Source organism: Acidobacteriota bacterium, from assembly GCA_029861955.1.
GTDB lineage: Bacteria > Acidobacteriota > Polarisedimenticolia > Polarisedimenticolales > Polarisedimenticolaceae > JAOTYK01.
In genome coordinates, this window is the sequence record JAOTYK010000019.1 from 67,575 (window position 1) to 82,605 (window position 15,031).

Below are 15,031 nucleotides of genomic sequence, written 5' to 3' on the forward strand. Positions count from 1 at the left end.
TGAAGATCGCACTCGACGGGTCTTACCCCGCCACGTTTCCCAACCCCATCAAATCTAGGGTCCTCGACCGGCAACGGTCAAACCGACGAAATATCATGGAAAGTTGACCGAATACCGGTTCTGGACCTAGTGTGGAACCCATGTCCCGGGGGTCCATAAAATCGGCAGGATCGTGGGTCGCATTGGCGGCGCTGGTCCTGGTCTCCTTCGGCGTCAGCCTCAGCGGTGAGTTCGTCTGGGACGACCGTCCACTGATCGCCGAGAACGGTCTGGTGAAGGATCCCTCCCGAGCGCTTGAGATCGTCAGCAAGAGTTTCTGGGAGACCGACGACCGACACGACCGGTTTCGCGCCTTCTTCCGACCGGCGGTGGGACTGACCTATGCGTTGGACCACGGCGTTTGGGGCGACAATCCGATCGGGTACCGCCTTACCAACCTCCTGATCCATTTTCTTTGCTGCGGACTGGTCTTCGGCATCGCGAAACGGGAGGGGCTGGGCGAACTGAGCTCGTTCATCGCCGGCGCCCTCTTCGCAGTCCATCCGGTTCATGTTGAGAACGTGGCGTGGATTTCCGGGCGAACGGATCTGCTCGGTGGGCTGTTCCTGCTAGCGGCGTTTTCGGTCTATCTCCACGCCGAGAACTGGCCACGGGCTGGTCGCGGGTTGCTGGCCGCGCTGCTGTTCCTGGTCGCGCTGTTCTCGAAAGAGATGGCGATCATGCTGCCCGCGCTCGTGGCGCTTCATGTTTACCTGAAAGACACGTCGAAGCGACGTCGAGTTTTCCGCGCGCTGTCGGCGGCCCTCCCCTTCGTCCCGGCAGCGGCCCTCTATTTCCTGGCGCGCATGCGGGTCCTGGGCGACGGCGGGCAGGCCCTGTTCACGCTGGATCCGTTGAGCTGGCTTGCGACCGCCTGGTTTGTCTTCGCCCGCTATTGCATGCTCCTGATCGTTCCCTTCCCGCTGGATGCCCATTACCCGGATCCTGCGGTCACAAGCCTGTTTTCCGCGCGCGCACTGTTGGGTCTGGTCTTTATCGCCATCGTCGCGGCGGTTGTGATTTACAGCCGTCGACGGTCCCGTCGGGTGACGTTCTGGATCCTGTGGATCGTCGTGAGTCAGGCACCGGTCTACGCGTTCGGTCGTTTCGGCGACGTGTTACTGGCGGATCGCTTCCTGTACATCCCGTCCGTGGGATTGGCGATCTTGACCGGTGTCGCGATCCAGGCGGCAGTCGATCTTGGCATCGCGCGGCTGCGCCGTGTGGCGCTGGCGGTCGTCACCGTTATCCTGCTGTTGTTTACTGCGCAGAGTGCGTCAAGGAGTCGTGTCTGGCGATCGGACACTCTGCTCTTCGAGAACATGCTGAAGACGTCGCCCAATTCGGCGCTGGTGCGCAACAACCTCGGCCTGGCCAGGTATCGCGACGGCCGTCAGCAGGAGGCGACCCGTGAATTTGAACGGGCCGTGCAGTTGAGTCCCGGCTTCGCTCTGGCCCATAACAATCTCGCGGCAGCCTACGAGACGCACGGTAGACGGCAGGCTGCGATGCGTCACTACCGGAGTGCGCTGGAGGCCGCCCCCGAGTTGCTCGAGGCCCGCTCCAATGCCGGTCATCTCGAGTTCGAGTTGGGTTTGCGGCGTCAGGGCCTCCGCCGGCTCGAGGCGTTGGTCGAGTCGGCGCCCAGATACGTGAAGGGTGTCTACGCGCTTGCGGACGTGCTGGCCCGGAGTGGGCGGATCGACGAATCGCTGGAGCGCGTCGAGCAGGCCCTCAAACTCGACCGCAATCACGCTCCCGCCTACTACCTCAAGGGTAAGTTGCTTCACGAGCGGGGAGAGTCAGGCGACGCCGCTGCCGCGATGCGGGAGTTCCTGCGACTCTCTCCCGGCGAGGGGCCGCATGCCGACGCCGCACGTCGTGTGATAGACGAAGCGTCAGTGCTGTCGGAATGAGACGATGTCCAGAGGCCGCGCCGCCTGCAGGTTGGCAAAGGCGTCACTGCAGTAGGCCGTCGTCAACCCGCCACCACCGCTGGTGTCGAAGGAAGCCTGGGCCATGCCGTCGTCCGAACTGGGCTTGATACCATCGTCGCCCGAACAGTCGTCGCCGGTAAACAGACTGAGGTCCGGTCCCGAGACGTTGGCCACGACCACGCCACCCAGCATGTCGCCGTTGCCGCCGCCCGTGCGGATGTACTGACCGGTTCCGATGATGAAGATGGCGCCGGTCCAGTCGGCCATGCCGTCGAACTCGAACGTTCCGGAAACAAACAGCAGTCCGGCGCCGCTGAAGTTGCCGGAGATCTCGTAGTTATCGTCAATGAAGACAATCTTCGGATTCCCGGGAGTCCCGAGATCCGAGAGCGGCGTCGTCGAATCGCCGACCAGGTCGGCGGCATCTCTGACCTGTCGCGCAAAGTCGACGGTCCGGTCGCAGTCGGTCCAGAGAGAGTCGACGCCCAGGGGAACCAGGTCGGAGACCGTATCGGTTCCGACGACATTGCCGTAGTCCGTCGCGTAGTTGTTCGGTTTGCTCACGCCCGCCTCGGCGCTGGTTTTTGACGTGCCGCCGATGACACCGACCACCGGGACCGATGCGCCCGGAACGCCATTCGGGCAATGGGCACCGCTGTCGTCGCCGAGATAGGCCTTGGCGTTGCTGTTGCCACCCTGAAACTGGGCGTTGGGTCCAAGGATCGTGATGGTCGCCGGGAGGGACGGGAACAGCTCATTGAATTCGACCACCGCTTCCACCACCTCGAACGAACGATCGGGACCGGCGGCGATCCCAGAGATCATCAATCGATCGTTGGTGTCGATGAGCGGGTTCAGAGCGTTGTCGACCGGGTCATTGGTGAGGAACGCGACATACCAGCCGTCGTCGAAGGCGGTACTGGAGCGGATCGGGACGTCGTCACCGTAGCCGGTGAACCCGGTGACGTTGCCGGCAGAGTCGTAGACCGCACGTACCCGGGTGGGGTCGAAGTCGAAGGAGCCATTTCCGAGAAGCCCTCCGGACGCCGAGACCAACTCCTCGTTGTAGCTCTTCGGGTTCGCAGAGAAGCGGTTGTCATTGGCCACGGTGGCTCGGCCGTCCTCGAGTCCGGCCTCGGAGACGTAGTAGACCCGCTTCGAGCGAGTGTCGGCCTGAGCGAGTTGCGTCTCATTCCGGGTTAGGAAGAGCAGCGCAACGCCGAGCGTTGTGACCATAGCGAGCACGAAAATCGCGACGACCATGCTCGAGCCGCGCTCAGGCTGCCGCTGCGAACGGAGTCGTTGCGACGCATTCATCTGGGGCCTCTATCTCCGGTCAATACTGGCGGAATTCCAGAATGTCGTAGGGCGGAATCGGCATCGACGCTTCGATGTCGACGGAGCAGTAGACCGTGTCGCTGTTGCCACCGCCGGCGTCATCGTAGTGAACGGAGTCGAAGCCACCGTCGCCGCCGGTGCAGTCGTCGGCGTTGCCGAAGATATTGTCGGGGCCCGCGATGTCGGCCACGATCGTGGAGCCGGACTTCTCTCCATTGCCGCCGCCGTAGGCGACCATCCTCCCCTCGCCAACGACGAAGATCAAGCCATTCCAGGTGGCCTGACCGTGCAAGTTCAGCTGGCCGGTGACGAACAGAAGTCCGTCCTGGACTCCTGGTCCGATGGTCCAGTCGCCGTCGATGAAGACCACCCGATCCGGTGACGACGCCGGCCACGCGCAGGCCGCCGGTGGCGTGCAGACCACATCGGCACTCTCGCGGACAAGGTCGACGTACTCCAGGAGGTTGGTGCAAACGTTCCAAGCTGGATCGATGTCGGCGCCGTAGACTCCCAGGGCGGGTTCGCTGGACCAGTCGGTCAGGTCCGCAAAGGTGTCACTATCCGGCAGACCGTTGGCCTCGTAGTCTGGGTTGGTGTGCATTCCCGCTTCGCCAGACGCTTCGGCGGAAGCGCCGATCGCTCCCAGCGCCGGTACGTAATAGCCGGGCACGCCAGTACCGTCGCAGTCGTCACCGACATACCGTTTGGCCGAGGAGTCACCACTGTCGAAAAACGGCGTCGGCCCGAGCAGCGTCACGGCCGCCGGCGGGGTCGGTGGCAACAGGTCGCGAATCTCGATGATCGCCTGAACGACTTCGAACGATCCGTCGGGGCCGGCGCCGACACCGGTCAGCACGACCCGTTCGTTCGTATCCAGGAGGGGGTCTATCGCTTCGTCGACGATATCGTTGGTCAGGAACGCGACGAAATATCCGTCTCCAAAGGCAACGGGCCCGATCAGCGGTTGGTCCGCTCCGTAGGTGAACCCATTGACGTCGCCGTCGGATCCGTAGGTCGCGGAAATCGTTAAGACGCTGAAATCAAACGTCCCGTCGTCGGCCGCGGCGGCCAGGTCGTCGTCGAAACTTTCGCCCTCGTTCGTGTTGTACAGCGTCATCCGGCCCGCCTCCAGGCCGGCCTCCGCAATATAGAACGACGCCTTGCTGTTGGTGTCGGCTCCACTCATGCGAACTTCGTTCTGGCTGACAAACAACAAGGCTGAACCGATCGTCGTCAGTAGAACGAGAACAAAGATGGCCATGACCAACGCGGATCCGCGCTCGTCAATGCTGCCGTCTTGTTTCCTGGGCAGGATGCGTTTGATGGTATTTGGCATTAGATGTTCTTTCTCAGGACGACGTCGCTGCTTACGGTGTAACGGATCAGATCGCCCGATATGGGATCAGGCACAGGGGATACGGCGGTTACCTGGATCGTGACCATGGTCGGAGCGGTGACCGAGTCCGGTGTGAACATCGGTTCAATCGTGCCGTCACCATTGGCGTCGTTGCTGATGTTGACCGCGACGGTGTTGAACGGCGTCAGGACATCGTTGTCTCGTCGCCACACGATCGCGCCGGCGCTGGCATCGTGACGGATGAACACCTGTTCGTCGGCCTCGTCGGTATCTCCGTCGGCCGTCAGGTCGGCGAAGATCTCGATCTCGCTGTCGTCATCGGAGAGGTCGGCATCCAGGGTCAAGGTACCCACGCTGATGTCGTTACTCGGATTCCAACCGGCGCTACGCATGCGCTGTACCAGAAGCGATAGGCAGTTTCGTGCGTTGGCCTGCACCTCAGCCGTCATCTGCTGCTGCTTGTTGATCCGGGAGTTCTGGACCAACAGACTGGCGAGACCGCTCATGGCCATCGACAGAACCGCGAGGCTGATAAGCATCTCGAGCATGGTGAAGCCGGATTCGCCTTTTCTGGGGAGTCTCATCATCAGCCTCCTCGTACCGTGGCGAGTTGTACCTGCTTGTTACGTCCGACCCGTCGCCCGACCGCAGTGGCGCGGACAACGATGGTCTTGGTGCCGACGGGGGTGATATTGTCGCGAACGGCCCAGCGGACGATGTATTCCGGATCGCTGCTGTCAAAGTAGCCCGTCACGTTGGTGCTGAGGCTCCCGCCGGCCACATGGATCGTATAGTCCTGAGAGCGGAGGATCTCCATGCGCTCGACGGCGAGGGCGCCGGCTCTTCCGAAGTCCGCACCCACCGCATTTCCCTGGATGGCGTAGACGAACATCGGAGCGGCTGCCAGCACGCCGATCCCGATCAGGAACAGTGCGACCAGGACCTCGACCAGCGAGAAGCCTTCCTGCTTGGAAATGGTTCTAACCACCGACATGCCACGCTCCATTACTCCACTTCTCGACCTGAATGCCACCGGCATCGAAGACCGAGACTTTTCCGTACTCGTCACCGCCAAAGACCATCACGGCGCCACCGGCACCGGTGCCGACCGTGCCGTCGGACGAGAAGATGCATTGGTATTCGTCGCTGCCACCGATCTGCGAGAGCGTGACGGCGGCCCCGACTTGCGGGTTGGCGAAATCGATGGAATCGGAGATGGGGGCCAGGTAGAGGAGTTCGTCATCCACCGTCGAGGCGGTGGTCATGCCGTCCCAGACCGCCAGTTGGCGGTTGTCCGTGTCGATGACGAAGCGGACGTCCCGATTGCGACTGACCGCCTCGATGCGGGCCAACTGCAGGTAGGTCTGCACATCGAACGCGGTGGATCGCATGGTCTCCTTGGAAATCCAGGGGAGCGAATAGACGACTACAACAGAAACAACTAGGGCTGCTATCGCTACCACCACCATTATCTCGACTAATGTCATACCGGATTCTTTGGACATCACTATTCAGGCTCCTCTGAGTTTGAATGTATTCGCAGAAGAACCCCAATTCAAATACGTTTTTCGTAAAGCGGTGACAGCGAGTGTCGGTCAATCCAAACAGATTCAAATAGTCCTGACAATTCCTTGCCGCGAGACCCGAATAGGGACTCGAACTCCGGTGTATCCTAGGCATTCCGGGGCCCCAAATAGGACAAGAGGAGATTCCGTATGGAGCAGATGCACGTCGTGGACTATCGGATCTTTGGCGATGACATGCAGTTCGTCGAGGTCGAGCTGGACCCTCAGGAGGCGGCCATCGCCGAGGCCGGCGGCATGATGTACATGGATGACGGGATCGAGATGGAGACCATCTTCGGGGACGGCTCCAGCAAGACCACCGGCGTCCTCGGGTCTCTGCTGGGTGCGGGCAAACGGCTCCTGACCGGCGAGAGCCTGTTCATGACGGTCTTCGGCAATCAGGGCAGCGGCAAGCGGCGTGTGGCATTCGGCGCACCGTATCCCGGCAAGATCCTGCCGATCGCACTGCCCGATGTCGGCGGCACACTGATCGCGCAGAAGGACTCGTTCCTCTGCGCCGCCAAGGGTGTGGAGATCGGGATCGCCTTCCAGAAGAAGATCGGCGCCGGTCTGTTTGGCGGCGAGGGTTTCATCATGCAGCGCCTCGAAGGCGACGGGATGGTCTTCGTCCACGCCGGTGGAACGTTGTACGAACGCACCCTCCAGCCCGGCGAACGATTGCGAGTCGATACCGGTTGTATCGTCGGGTTCCAGCCGACGGTGGAGTACGACATCAAGTTCGTGGGGGGCATCAAGTCCGCGCTGTTTGGCGGCGAGGGACTGTTCTTCGCGACGCTGAAGGGTCCAGGGCGCGTCTGGCTTCAGTCTCTACCGTTCAGTCGACTGGCCGATCGGATCTTCGCGTCAGCGCCGAGTCGCGGCGGGAAGTCCAAGGGCGAGGGATCGATTCTGGGTGGGCTCGGTCGAATGATCGACGGGGACTAGGAAGGCTCTTCCATCGCCTGGAGGATCCGACTCGCGACACGCTCGCCGTCGACGATGCAGTCATTGACGGAGACACCACGGTAGGAACTTCCCGCCAGGTGCATTCCCGGTCGCTGGCTGAGTATCGTTTCCCATTCCGCGAGCCGCTTCTTGTGGCCCAGGGTGTATTGCGGGATCGCCTGCCGATGCCGATGGATCTGATTGAACACCGGTGCCGCCTCGATACCCATCGTCGTCATAATTTCTCGTCGAGCGATCCGAAGTAACTCGGCGTCGTCCAGATCGTGGGCCTCCGGGTCGTGGGCACCGCCGATCATCACCCGTAGTAGACAGCGTCCGTCATTGGCATGCTCGGGGAACACCTGGTCGGTCCAGATCGAACCCAGGATGCGAATGCCGGAGTTACGTGGAACAAGGAAGCCGAACCCCTGGGGTAGGTCTCCGATGGCCGAGCGGTGATAGCCGAGATGGATCACCACCATCGAGGCGTAAGGCACGGATGCCAGCCCGCTTGTCAGCTGGGGAAGGTCCTGGCCCAACAACCGGGACGTCACGGGGGCCGGCGTGGTGAGGGCCACGACGCCCGCTTCGATCGGGACGCCACTCTGCGGAACGATGCGATACCCCCGGGCACCGAGGCCGGCGACCGTATCCACCGCACTCTCGAGTTTCAGGGCCGGGCCGAGTCTTCGTTGAAGTCCCCGTGCGAGTTGTTCCATCCCCTGGCGAAAACTCCTCTGACGGGTCGGCGATTTCGATCCGCGGCGTCGAGCCATCGCCTTGATGATGCCCCCGTGTTCGATCTCCATCTCCTGCACCATCGGCAGACAGGCCGAGAGAGAGAGACGGCGGGTGTCTCCGGCAAAAACACCGGATACCATCGCATCGGCCAGAATCGTCGCGGCGTGTTTTCCGAATCGACGTCGAACGAACTCGTAGATCGATTCCTCGGTCCCGTGTCGGCGGGCCTTGATCAGAGGCTCGAGGAAAATCCTCAGCAACCCGGTCAGCGGCAAGACTCCCGAAGTCAACAACGCCGGAGGTTTTGAGGGAAGTTCACGCAGTCGACCGTTTCTGAAGATGTAACGTCGGGCGGACACGTCGTCGGCCACCAAGACGTCCTCGCCCAGCCCCAGGCGATCGACGAGTTCTAGTGTGGCCGGCGCATTGTCCAGGAATCCGCTGGGACCCCACTCGCAGAGATACCCGTCGACGATGTCACTGCGAAGATGTCCGCCGGCCCTGTCCGAGGCCTCCAGGCAGATGACGGATTCGCCGCGATTGCGTTTGGAAAATGCCTGCTGCAGCCGCTCGGTCAGCGTGAGACCGGTGATACCCGCTCCAATGACGACCACATCCGCCATGCTCACGAGCGTTCCGCAGTGGCGCGCACGGTCTCGACCACGGCCTCGACCGACTCGATCGGCGTGTCGGGGAGGATGCCATGGCCAAGATTGAAGATATGTCCGGGAAGGTCCCGTGCTTCTTCGAGGACGGCGGTCGTCCTTTCTCGGACGGCGGCAGGCGGTGCGAACAATGCGGTTGGATCCAGGTTCCCCTGGAGTGCGTGCCGGCGGCCGACGCGAGTTGAAGCCATGGAGAGCGGTGTCCGCCAGTCGATACCGAGTACATCGGCCCCCACCTCCGGGAGCCGCTCGAGCAAGTGGCAGCCATCCATCGCGAAGTAGGTCACGGGTACACCCCGCTCGCGGACTTTTTCAATCAGTCGCTTGACGTAGGGGATGCAGAACTCGCCGAACTCCCCCGGGGCAAGCAGGCCGGCCCAGGTATCGAACAACTGGATCGCCTGGGCGCCGGCATCGACCTGGGCCAGGAGGTAGACCTCCAGTGTTTCGGTGATGCGTTCCAGGAGGCGATGGGCCAGTGGAGAATCCGCGATCATGAGCGAACGTAGCGTGGCGAAGTTCTTCGAACCCTTACCTTCCACCATGTAAGCCGCAAGCGTGAACGGGGCACCGGCAAACCCGATGAGCGGCACCTTGAGTTCTCCGCGGAGGATGCGAATCGCTTCCATCACGTAGGCAAGGGACTCCCGCGGGTCGTCGTGTCTCAGTCGTTCGATATCGGCCGCGGTTCTCAATGGCCGTTCGATGACGGGTCCCGGCGAGAACGCGACGTCGATCCCCAGCGGTTCCGCGATGACGAGGATGTCCGAGAACAGGATCGCCGCATCGAAGCCAAACCGCTCGATGGGCTGCAGTGTGACCTTGGCGGCAAGTTCCGGGGTACGGCAGAGCGTCAGGAAATCGACTTCCTGCCGAACCGCACGGTATTCGGGCAGGTAGCGACCGGCCTGACGCATGATCCAGATAGGGGACCGTTCGACAGGCTCGCGCCGCGCGGCTCTCAGGTAGAGGTCGTTCATGGATATCAAGCCCCGTCTAGTCGGCCAGGATCATCTTGGCGATGGTGTTCAGTTGCATGAACGACGTACCTTCGTAGATCTTGCCGATCTTCGCGTCGCGGTAGAGTTTTTCCACGGGATACTCGGACGTGTAGCCGTAGCCGCCGAATATCTCCACGGCCATCGACGTGGCGCGTTCGGCTACCTCGCTCGAATAAAGCTTCGCCATCGCGGCTTCCTTGACGAAGGGGAGGTCGCGATCTCGCAGACGGGCGGCGTTGTAGACCATCAATCGGGCGGCCTCCAGTTCCGTCGCCGTCCGGGCCAGAGAGTGCTGAACCGCCTGGAACTCGCTGATCGTCTTGCCGAACTGCGAGCGTTCCTTCGAATAGCGACAGGCATGATCGAGAGCGGCCTGGGTGACGCCCAACATCTGGGCCCCGATTCCGATGCGTCCTTCATTAAGCGTCTCGATGGCGATCTTGTACCCCTTGCCCACCTCGCCCAGCACCCTGTCCTCCGGGATGGTGCAGTCCTGCAGGATCAGCTCACAGGTGCTGGACGCTCGGATGCCCAATTTCTTTTCGCGCTTGCCGACGGTAAAGCCGGCATCGTCGCGCTCGACGAGGAAGGCCGTGATTCCCCGGTAGCCCTTGGCGGGGTCGACGTTGGCGAAGACCAGGAACAGACGAGCCTCGGCGGCGTTCGTGATCCAAAGCTTCTGCCCGTTCAGTTTCCAGCCATCCGCGACGTTCTCGCCACGACAGGCCAGGGCGAATGCATCCGAGCCCGACCCCGCTTCGGACAGCGCGTACGCCGCGACATGGTCCGCAGCGATTTTCGGAAAGTAGTGCGCCTTCTGCGCGTCGGTTCCGTAGCGAGAGAGGGCGTTGTTGAACAACGTGTTCTGCACGTCGACCAGCACGCCGACGGCGGCGTCCGCGCGGGAGATCTCCTCTACGGCGAGACAGGACTGGAAGAACGTCCCGCCGGTTCCACCGTGTTCCTCCGGAACATCGATCGCCATCAGTCCCATCTCGAACAGATTGGGAAGCAGCCCATCGGCGTACTGACCGCTCTCGTCCATCCCGTGGGAGCCCGGGGCGATCTCGCCCATGGCAAAGTCGCGGATCGCATCCCGAAAGAGCTGCTCCTCTTCGGTGAGTTCGGTCAGGGCAGCAGGCAAATCTGGGTGATCGGACATCTCTAGCTCCATGGTCGCCTGGGGCGATATCGCCGGAATCACCCTCATTATGGTGGATTCGCTAGGTCTGTCCACGCCCCAAGATGAGCGCCCGAGTCGCTAGGGGAGTTGGAGCGCGGTGTCGGTTTCGCCCCCTTCTGTGACGGTGACGGTGGTGACCGCCTCGCCGACGACGACACGGTAGGTCCCGGCGGGAAGTCGCTCGATCCGTGCGACCCCGCTGGCATCCGTTGTCGGACTGGGTTCCATGAAGGTGCGCATCTGAAACCCGACGATCGACTCGAGCGGTTGCACCGTCACCAGCTGGGAACTGGCCGGCTCACCGGTCGCGGTCGTTACGGATAGACGAATCCGCCCGCCGCGACGAAGGGACACGACGATCTCCGGATCCTGATCCGTCGTCTGTGCCTCGACGCCCCGGGTCGTCGTGATCGCCCAGCCCGTCGCCCCGACGACAACGTCCAGCAAGCCGGCGGACGGGGATCCCAGCCGCACCCGCCCGTTGATATCCGATTGGGCGTTGACCGCCGCCGCCTCCGGGAGATCGCTCGGGGTGATGAAAACGAAGGCTCCGGCCACCGGATTGCCCTCGGGGTCGGTGACCCGCAGTCGGACGACGTCGCTCAGCTCGAGGACAAGTTCGATGTCCGGTATCGCACCGTCACCGACGCTTACCGGGGAGAGTTCCGCAGCCTGGTAACGCGGCGCGATGGCGACGACTCGATAGTCGCCCATGGGAAGACCGGCAACCTCGAATCGGCCATCCTTACCGGCACCTGTCTGGGCCGCCGCTCCCGGGAGGAGTCCCGGGGCCGCGCCCGTGCCGTCGAGGAGGAAACTCTGGATCGAAACCCGTTCCAGCTCCGCGCCATCCGCGGCGCGAACGGTCCCGGTGATACGACCGGACTCGATGACGACGTCCACGGTTGCCTTCTCGACGCCCGCCGGAACGTCGATCTGCGTCGTGATCGAGCCCGTGCCTCCATCCACGACGACGGTGTAGGGCCCAGGGCGCTGGACACGGGCCTCGTAATGGCCCGACTCGTTGCTGGAGGTCTGGGTGAAGTCGCTCATCGACGGCGTGCCGGAGAGACTGTCGACGGGAACGAGGATCATGCCTCGATTGGGCAGTGTCGAGCCGGCTTGCAGGAGTCGGCCGCTGACATCGATCCCGCCTTCCGGTGGATCGCAATTAAAGGTCGTCGTCTGATTGTTTTCGACAGAGATGCGCGCGGAGACACGGCTCTGGGGATTGTCGAGACTCAGGAAACACATGGCCTCGTAGCTGCCGGCGGGGACCTGTTCGAGTCGATAGCGACCCTCCGCTCCGGTTCGCGCCGAGAGTCTCGTCATGACGGCGGAAAGGCCGCGATGCAGCATGATCATCGCACCCACGCGAGGTGCGCCGTTGTCATCGACAAGAACTCCGACCACGTCGCCCCCGGCTTCGAGGGTCAGGATCACCTCGGCCGGTTCCTCGTCTGCGATCAACTCGAGGGTCTCCGTCGCGGCGGAGTACTCTGCGTGCTGCGCGGACAGGGTCACGCTGCCCGGGATGAAGCCACGCAGCTCAAAGCGGCCATTCTCGTCGGTCGTCGCGGTATCAGCGACGGCGGTTGTGGCACCGGTGAACTGAGCCATGAGATCGCCGGACTTCGTACCGACTTCCGCCTCGGCGATTCCGCGTCCGGTGGGCCCCAGTACACGACCGGTGATGGTTAGACCGGCGACGAGGGTCACATCGCCGATGTCGACCGTCTCACCGGGTGACAACTCGACATCGCCGCGTCGTGCGGGGGCCGTCTGCTCCGTGTCGATCTGCACCGTGTAGTGTCCGGGAGCCGTTTCGTGAACAAACCGCCCCTCGTCATCGACGATCGTCTCGGGCTTGTTGGTGTTGGCCATGGCCGAGAAGGTCGAGTCGTTCTCGCTGGCTTCCGAGTACAAACCGATCTGAAACATCGTTATCGGTCGACCGGACTCGTCCAGAACACGACCCTTGACGATGGAGTTGGGCTCAAGGACGAAATCGACGTCCTCGGCATTCGGTGCGACCTGTTGCTGGACGTCGGGTCGAAAACCGTCCGCAGTGGCGGAGGCAGAATAGGCGGGATCTTCCGGTAGACCGAACACCCGATAACGACCGGAGCGATCGGCCTGGGCCGATCGCGAGCTTGACCCGTACTCCGTCATGAATGAGACCTCGACCGTTGCGTCGGGAACGGGAACATCGTCGGGGTCGACCACTCGCCCTGCGAGCTGGGCACCGGGTTCCAGGACCCGCTCGCCGAGGTCGAGTCGTTGCCCGGCCTCGAGCTCCAGGTCTTCGATGACGAGGTCGATCCACTGCGCCGGCCGGATCAAAATTGACGGACGGCTCGGGTAGATTCCCTTGACCTCGAAATGCCCGGCACCTTCAGTCTCTCTGATCTCGATCTGGGGCGTGGACGAAAAATTGCTCGAGTACTTGATGAGGATTTCCGGCGTCTCGGTGACCGGGCGGCCGTCAGGATCGACAAGGCGGAAGACCACGATCGGTCGAGTCTGAGCCGCGACGACGATCGGTGCCAGCGGGACATCCGACTGGACCTTGAAAGTGACCGGCTCCGACCCGACGACGATTCCATCGGGTTGGGCCGTGATCGAGAACGATGCATCAGGAAGACCCGGATGCTGGAACGAACCCTCCTCGTCCGAAACGACCGGCCAGTAAAGGCGTTTCGACGTGTCACTCTGTTTCTTGACGTGTTGGGCAAGCGTCATTCCTACGTTGGCGATTGGTTTATCGTCCTCGTCGACTACCCGTCCTTTCAGAGGATGACCCGGAGCAAGGGAGAGTGTGAGTTGTTCGTCATCGGGCGTGGACTCTACGGACAGCGTTTCCAGGGCGAAGCCGTCGGCATGTGCGTAGAAATCCAACGGACCCATCGGGAGGTTCGAGAACTTGAAGCGGCCGTCGGCGTCGACGGTCGCTTCGTCGCACGCACTCGGGCCGTAGAACAACCCGGCGGGGTCGCACGCGTGAACGACTCCATCGGTCCACTCCGTCGATCCGTCCGCGGAGAGCTGTCCGGAGAGCGAACGTCCGGTCGACAGCTGAAGCTCGATGAATGGGCGGCGACCCACCGGATTGTACTCGAGGAGGTCCGTGAACGGATGGTCTTCGGATTCGGCTCGGATCACGTACGCATAGGTTCGATCGACCGTTGCTTCGAATCGACCCTCGTCATCCGTCGAGACCGTCACTGCGCTGCGGCGAAGATGCTGCATCTGCGCGCTTGCTTCGGTCCACTTCGAAATTCGGACGGTCGCATCGGCTGCAACCTGTCCATCCGGATCCAGCACGACGCCGCGAAGGGTCTGCTGTCGCCGATCCTCTGCGGCCCAGGCCGTCAGGGACAGATTCAGCGCAAAAAAGAGAAATGCCAGCACCCACCGATGCGAGAGTCGTCGACCCATCTCCTGTCTCCTTGGTTGGCCCAAGTCTACACGCCTGTCGCGACTGGGTGGGAATTCCCGCGGCAGAAAGGAACGACCGGTTGCCAGACGGAAACGCCGTGTTGTATACCGTTTCTCCTCAACCAACCTCTTTCTTTCGCAGGAGTCTGTCGTGGCCCACATCACTCTTAAAGGCAACCCATTCAACACCAACGGAGATCTGCCGACGGTCGGCAGCAAAGCGCCGGACTTCGTGCTGGTCGATGGAGACCTGCAGGACGTGTCGCTCGCGAACTTCGCGGGCAAGAAGAAGGTGCTGAGCATCATGCCCAGCCTTGACACACCGGTCTGTCAGGTAATGACCCGCACGTTCAACGAGAAGGCCGGCGGTCGCGAGGACACCGTGGTCCTGCTGGTGACGGCGGACCTTCCGTTCGCCCAGGGTCGATTCTGCGGCAGCGAAGGGCTCGACGACGTGAAGCCATTGTCGCTGATGCGTGGGAAGAAGTTCGCCAAGGACTACGGCATGTTGATCACCGATGGGCCACTCGCCGGCGCGACCGGTCGTGCCGTCGTCGTCCTCGATGAGAACGATGTCGTGGTCCACGCACAGTTGGTCGAGGAGATCGCCGCCGAGCCCGACTACGATGCGGTGCTGGCGTCCCTCGGTTGATAAGACCAGCCTCGCGGCATTTGTACCAACGTGGCGCGTTGAATGCGGCTTGTTGTCCGGACACCGGACACTCGATCGTCCGTCGGCGGACAGTCCGGCAGTTAGAGGGTCAGATTCCGGGGAGTTTCGGGGTCTGATGCTGGTACCGGACTCGCAGTGGGTCCGCTGCG

The 15,031-nt window shown here is 62.4% G+C and carries 12 protein-coding genes; 3 read left to right on the forward strand and 9 right to left on the reverse strand.

What is annotated here, in order from left to right; all coding sequences use genetic code 11:
• The first annotated feature begins 140 nt into the window (after positions 1 to 140).
• On the forward strand, positions 141 to 1,955 hold the full coding sequence (locus OES25_10995) for a tetratricopeptide repeat protein (GenBank protein MDH3628165.1): 1,815 nt from the start codon (positions 141 to 143) through the stop codon (positions 1,953 to 1,955).
• On the opposite strand, the gene OES25_11000 is transcribed toward OES25_10995, so the two are convergent.
• Genes OES25_11000 through OES25_11020 form a run of 5 tightly spaced genes read right to left on the reverse strand, consistent with a single transcriptional unit; the run spans position 1,938 to position 6,062 of the window.
• A complete protein-coding gene (locus OES25_11000; protein MDH3628166.1) occupies positions 1,938 to 3,293 on the reverse strand; it encodes a pilus assembly PilX N-terminal domain-containing protein in 1,356 nt (451 codons plus the stop codon). The two genes, OES25_10995 and OES25_11000, sit on opposite strands and share 18 nt — an antisense overlap.
• 19 nt (positions 3,294 to 3,312) lie before the next feature.
• Complete coding sequence (locus tag OES25_11005; protein ID MDH3628167.1) at positions 3,313 to 4,650, reverse strand: pilus assembly PilX N-terminal domain-containing protein; 1,338 nt, start codon at positions 4,648 to 4,650, stop codon at positions 3,313 to 3,315.
• The gene (locus OES25_11010; protein MDH3628168.1) at positions 4,650 to 5,255 is read right to left on the reverse strand and encodes a type II secretion system GspH family protein; all 606 of its coding nucleotides are present in this window, start codon (positions 5,253 to 5,255) and stop codon (positions 4,650 to 4,652) included. Before OES25_11010 ends, OES25_11005 begins: the two co-directional genes overlap by 1 nt.
• A 2-nt stretch (positions 5,256 to 5,257) precedes the next feature.
• A complete protein-coding gene (locus OES25_11015) occupies positions 5,258 to 5,665 on the reverse strand; it encodes a prepilin-type N-terminal cleavage/methylation domain-containing protein (GenBank protein MDH3628169.1) in 408 nt (135 codons plus the stop codon).
• Positions 5,652 to 6,062: a GspH/FimT family pseudopilin gene (locus tag OES25_11020; GenBank protein MDH3628170.1), complete on the reverse strand. Its 411-nt coding sequence runs from the start codon at positions 6,060 to 6,062 to the stop codon at positions 5,652 to 5,654. The genes OES25_11015 and OES25_11020 overlap by 14 nt, the downstream gene beginning before the upstream one ends.
• Before the next feature lie 324 nt (positions 6,063 to 6,386).
• Between OES25_11020 and OES25_11025 the strand changes: the two genes are divergently transcribed.
• Positions 6,387 to 7,181 carry a TIGR00266 family protein gene (locus tag OES25_11025; protein ID MDH3628171.1) on the forward strand — a complete coding sequence of 265 codons (795 nt, stop codon included), beginning with the start codon at positions 6,387 to 6,389 and terminating at the stop codon, positions 7,179 to 7,181.
• Here OES25_11025 and hemG read toward each other — a convergent pair.
• The 4 genes from hemG to OES25_11045 all read right to left on the reverse strand — a co-directional run bounded on the left by hemG (position 7,178) and on the right by OES25_11045 (position 14,209).
• Positions 7,178 to 8,545 (reverse strand): protoporphyrinogen oxidase, encoded by a 1,368-nt coding sequence (hemG, locus tag OES25_11030; protein ID MDH3628172.1) that lies wholly within the window; start codon positions 8,543 to 8,545, stop codon positions 7,178 to 7,180. The genes OES25_11025 and hemG overlap by 4 nt on opposite strands.
• A 2-nt stretch (positions 8,546 to 8,547) precedes the next feature.
• Positions 8,548 to 9,567, reverse strand: coding sequence for a uroporphyrinogen decarboxylase (hemE, locus tag OES25_11035; protein MDH3628173.1), 1,020 nt, complete (start codon positions 9,565 to 9,567; stop codon positions 8,548 to 8,550).
• A 16-nt stretch (positions 9,568 to 9,583) separates the two neighbouring features.
• Positions 9,584 to 10,750: an acyl-CoA dehydrogenase family protein gene (locus OES25_11040; protein MDH3628174.1), complete on the reverse strand. Its 1,167-nt coding sequence runs from the start codon at positions 10,748 to 10,750 to the stop codon at positions 9,584 to 9,586.
• Positions 10,751 to 10,849: 99 nt separating this feature from the next.
• A complete protein-coding gene (locus tag OES25_11045; protein MDH3628175.1) occupies positions 10,850 to 14,209 on the reverse strand; it encodes a carboxypeptidase-like regulatory domain-containing protein in 3,360 nt (1,119 codons plus the stop codon).
• A 151-nt stretch (positions 14,210 to 14,360) separates the two neighbouring features.
• On the opposite strand from OES25_11045, the gene tpx reads away from it, so the two are divergent.
• Positions 14,361 to 14,861 carry a thiol peroxidase gene (gene tpx, locus OES25_11050; protein MDH3628176.1) on the forward strand — a complete coding sequence of 167 codons (501 nt, stop codon included), beginning with the start codon at positions 14,361 to 14,363 and terminating at the stop codon, positions 14,859 to 14,861.
• The last annotated feature ends 170 nt before the right edge of the window (positions 14,862 to 15,031 follow it).

What these genes read in the sequence shown, in the direction of transcription:
- OES25_11005 (MDH3628167.1), bottom strand. Translation starts at nt 4,650, where the DNA reads ATGCCAAATACCATCAAACGCATCCTGCCCAGGAAACAAGACGGCAGC.
- OES25_11015 (MDH3628169.1), bottom strand. Translation starts at nt 5,665, where the DNA reads ATGTCGGTGGTTAGAACCATTTCCAAGCAGGAAGGCTTCTCGCTGGTC.
- OES25_11000 (MDH3628166.1), bottom strand. Translation starts at nt 3,293, where the DNA reads ATGAATGCGTCGCAACGACTCCGTTCGCAGCGGCAGCCTGAGCGCGGC.
- OES25_11025 (MDH3628171.1), top strand. Translation starts at nt 6,387, where the DNA reads ATGGAGCAGATGCACGTCGTGGACTATCGGATCTTTGGCGATGACATG.
- OES25_11020 (MDH3628170.1), bottom strand. Translation starts at nt 6,062, where the DNA reads ATGCGATCCACCGCGTTCGATGTGCAGACCTACCTGCAGTTGGCCCGC.
- OES25_11040 (MDH3628174.1), bottom strand. Translation starts at nt 10,750, where the DNA reads ATGTCCGATCACCCAGATTTGCCTGCTGCCCTGACCGAACTCACCGAA.
- hemG (MDH3628172.1), bottom strand. Translation starts at nt 8,545, where the DNA reads ATGGCGGATGTGGTCGTCATTGGAGCGGGTATCACCGGTCTCACGCTG.
- OES25_10995 (MDH3628165.1), top strand. Translation starts at nt 141, where the DNA reads ATGTCCCGGGGGTCCATAAAATCGGCAGGATCGTGGGTCGCATTGGCG.
- hemE (MDH3628173.1), bottom strand. Translation starts at nt 9,567, where the DNA reads ATGAACGACCTCTACCTGAGAGCCGCGCGGCGCGAGCCTGTCGAACGG.
- OES25_11045 (MDH3628175.1), bottom strand. Translation starts at nt 14,209, where the DNA reads ATGGGTCGACGACTCTCGCATCGGTGGGTGCTGGCATTTCTCTTTTTT.
- OES25_11010 (MDH3628168.1), bottom strand. Translation starts at nt 5,255, where the DNA reads ATGAGACTCCCCAGAAAAGGCGAATCCGGCTTCACCATGCTCGAGATG.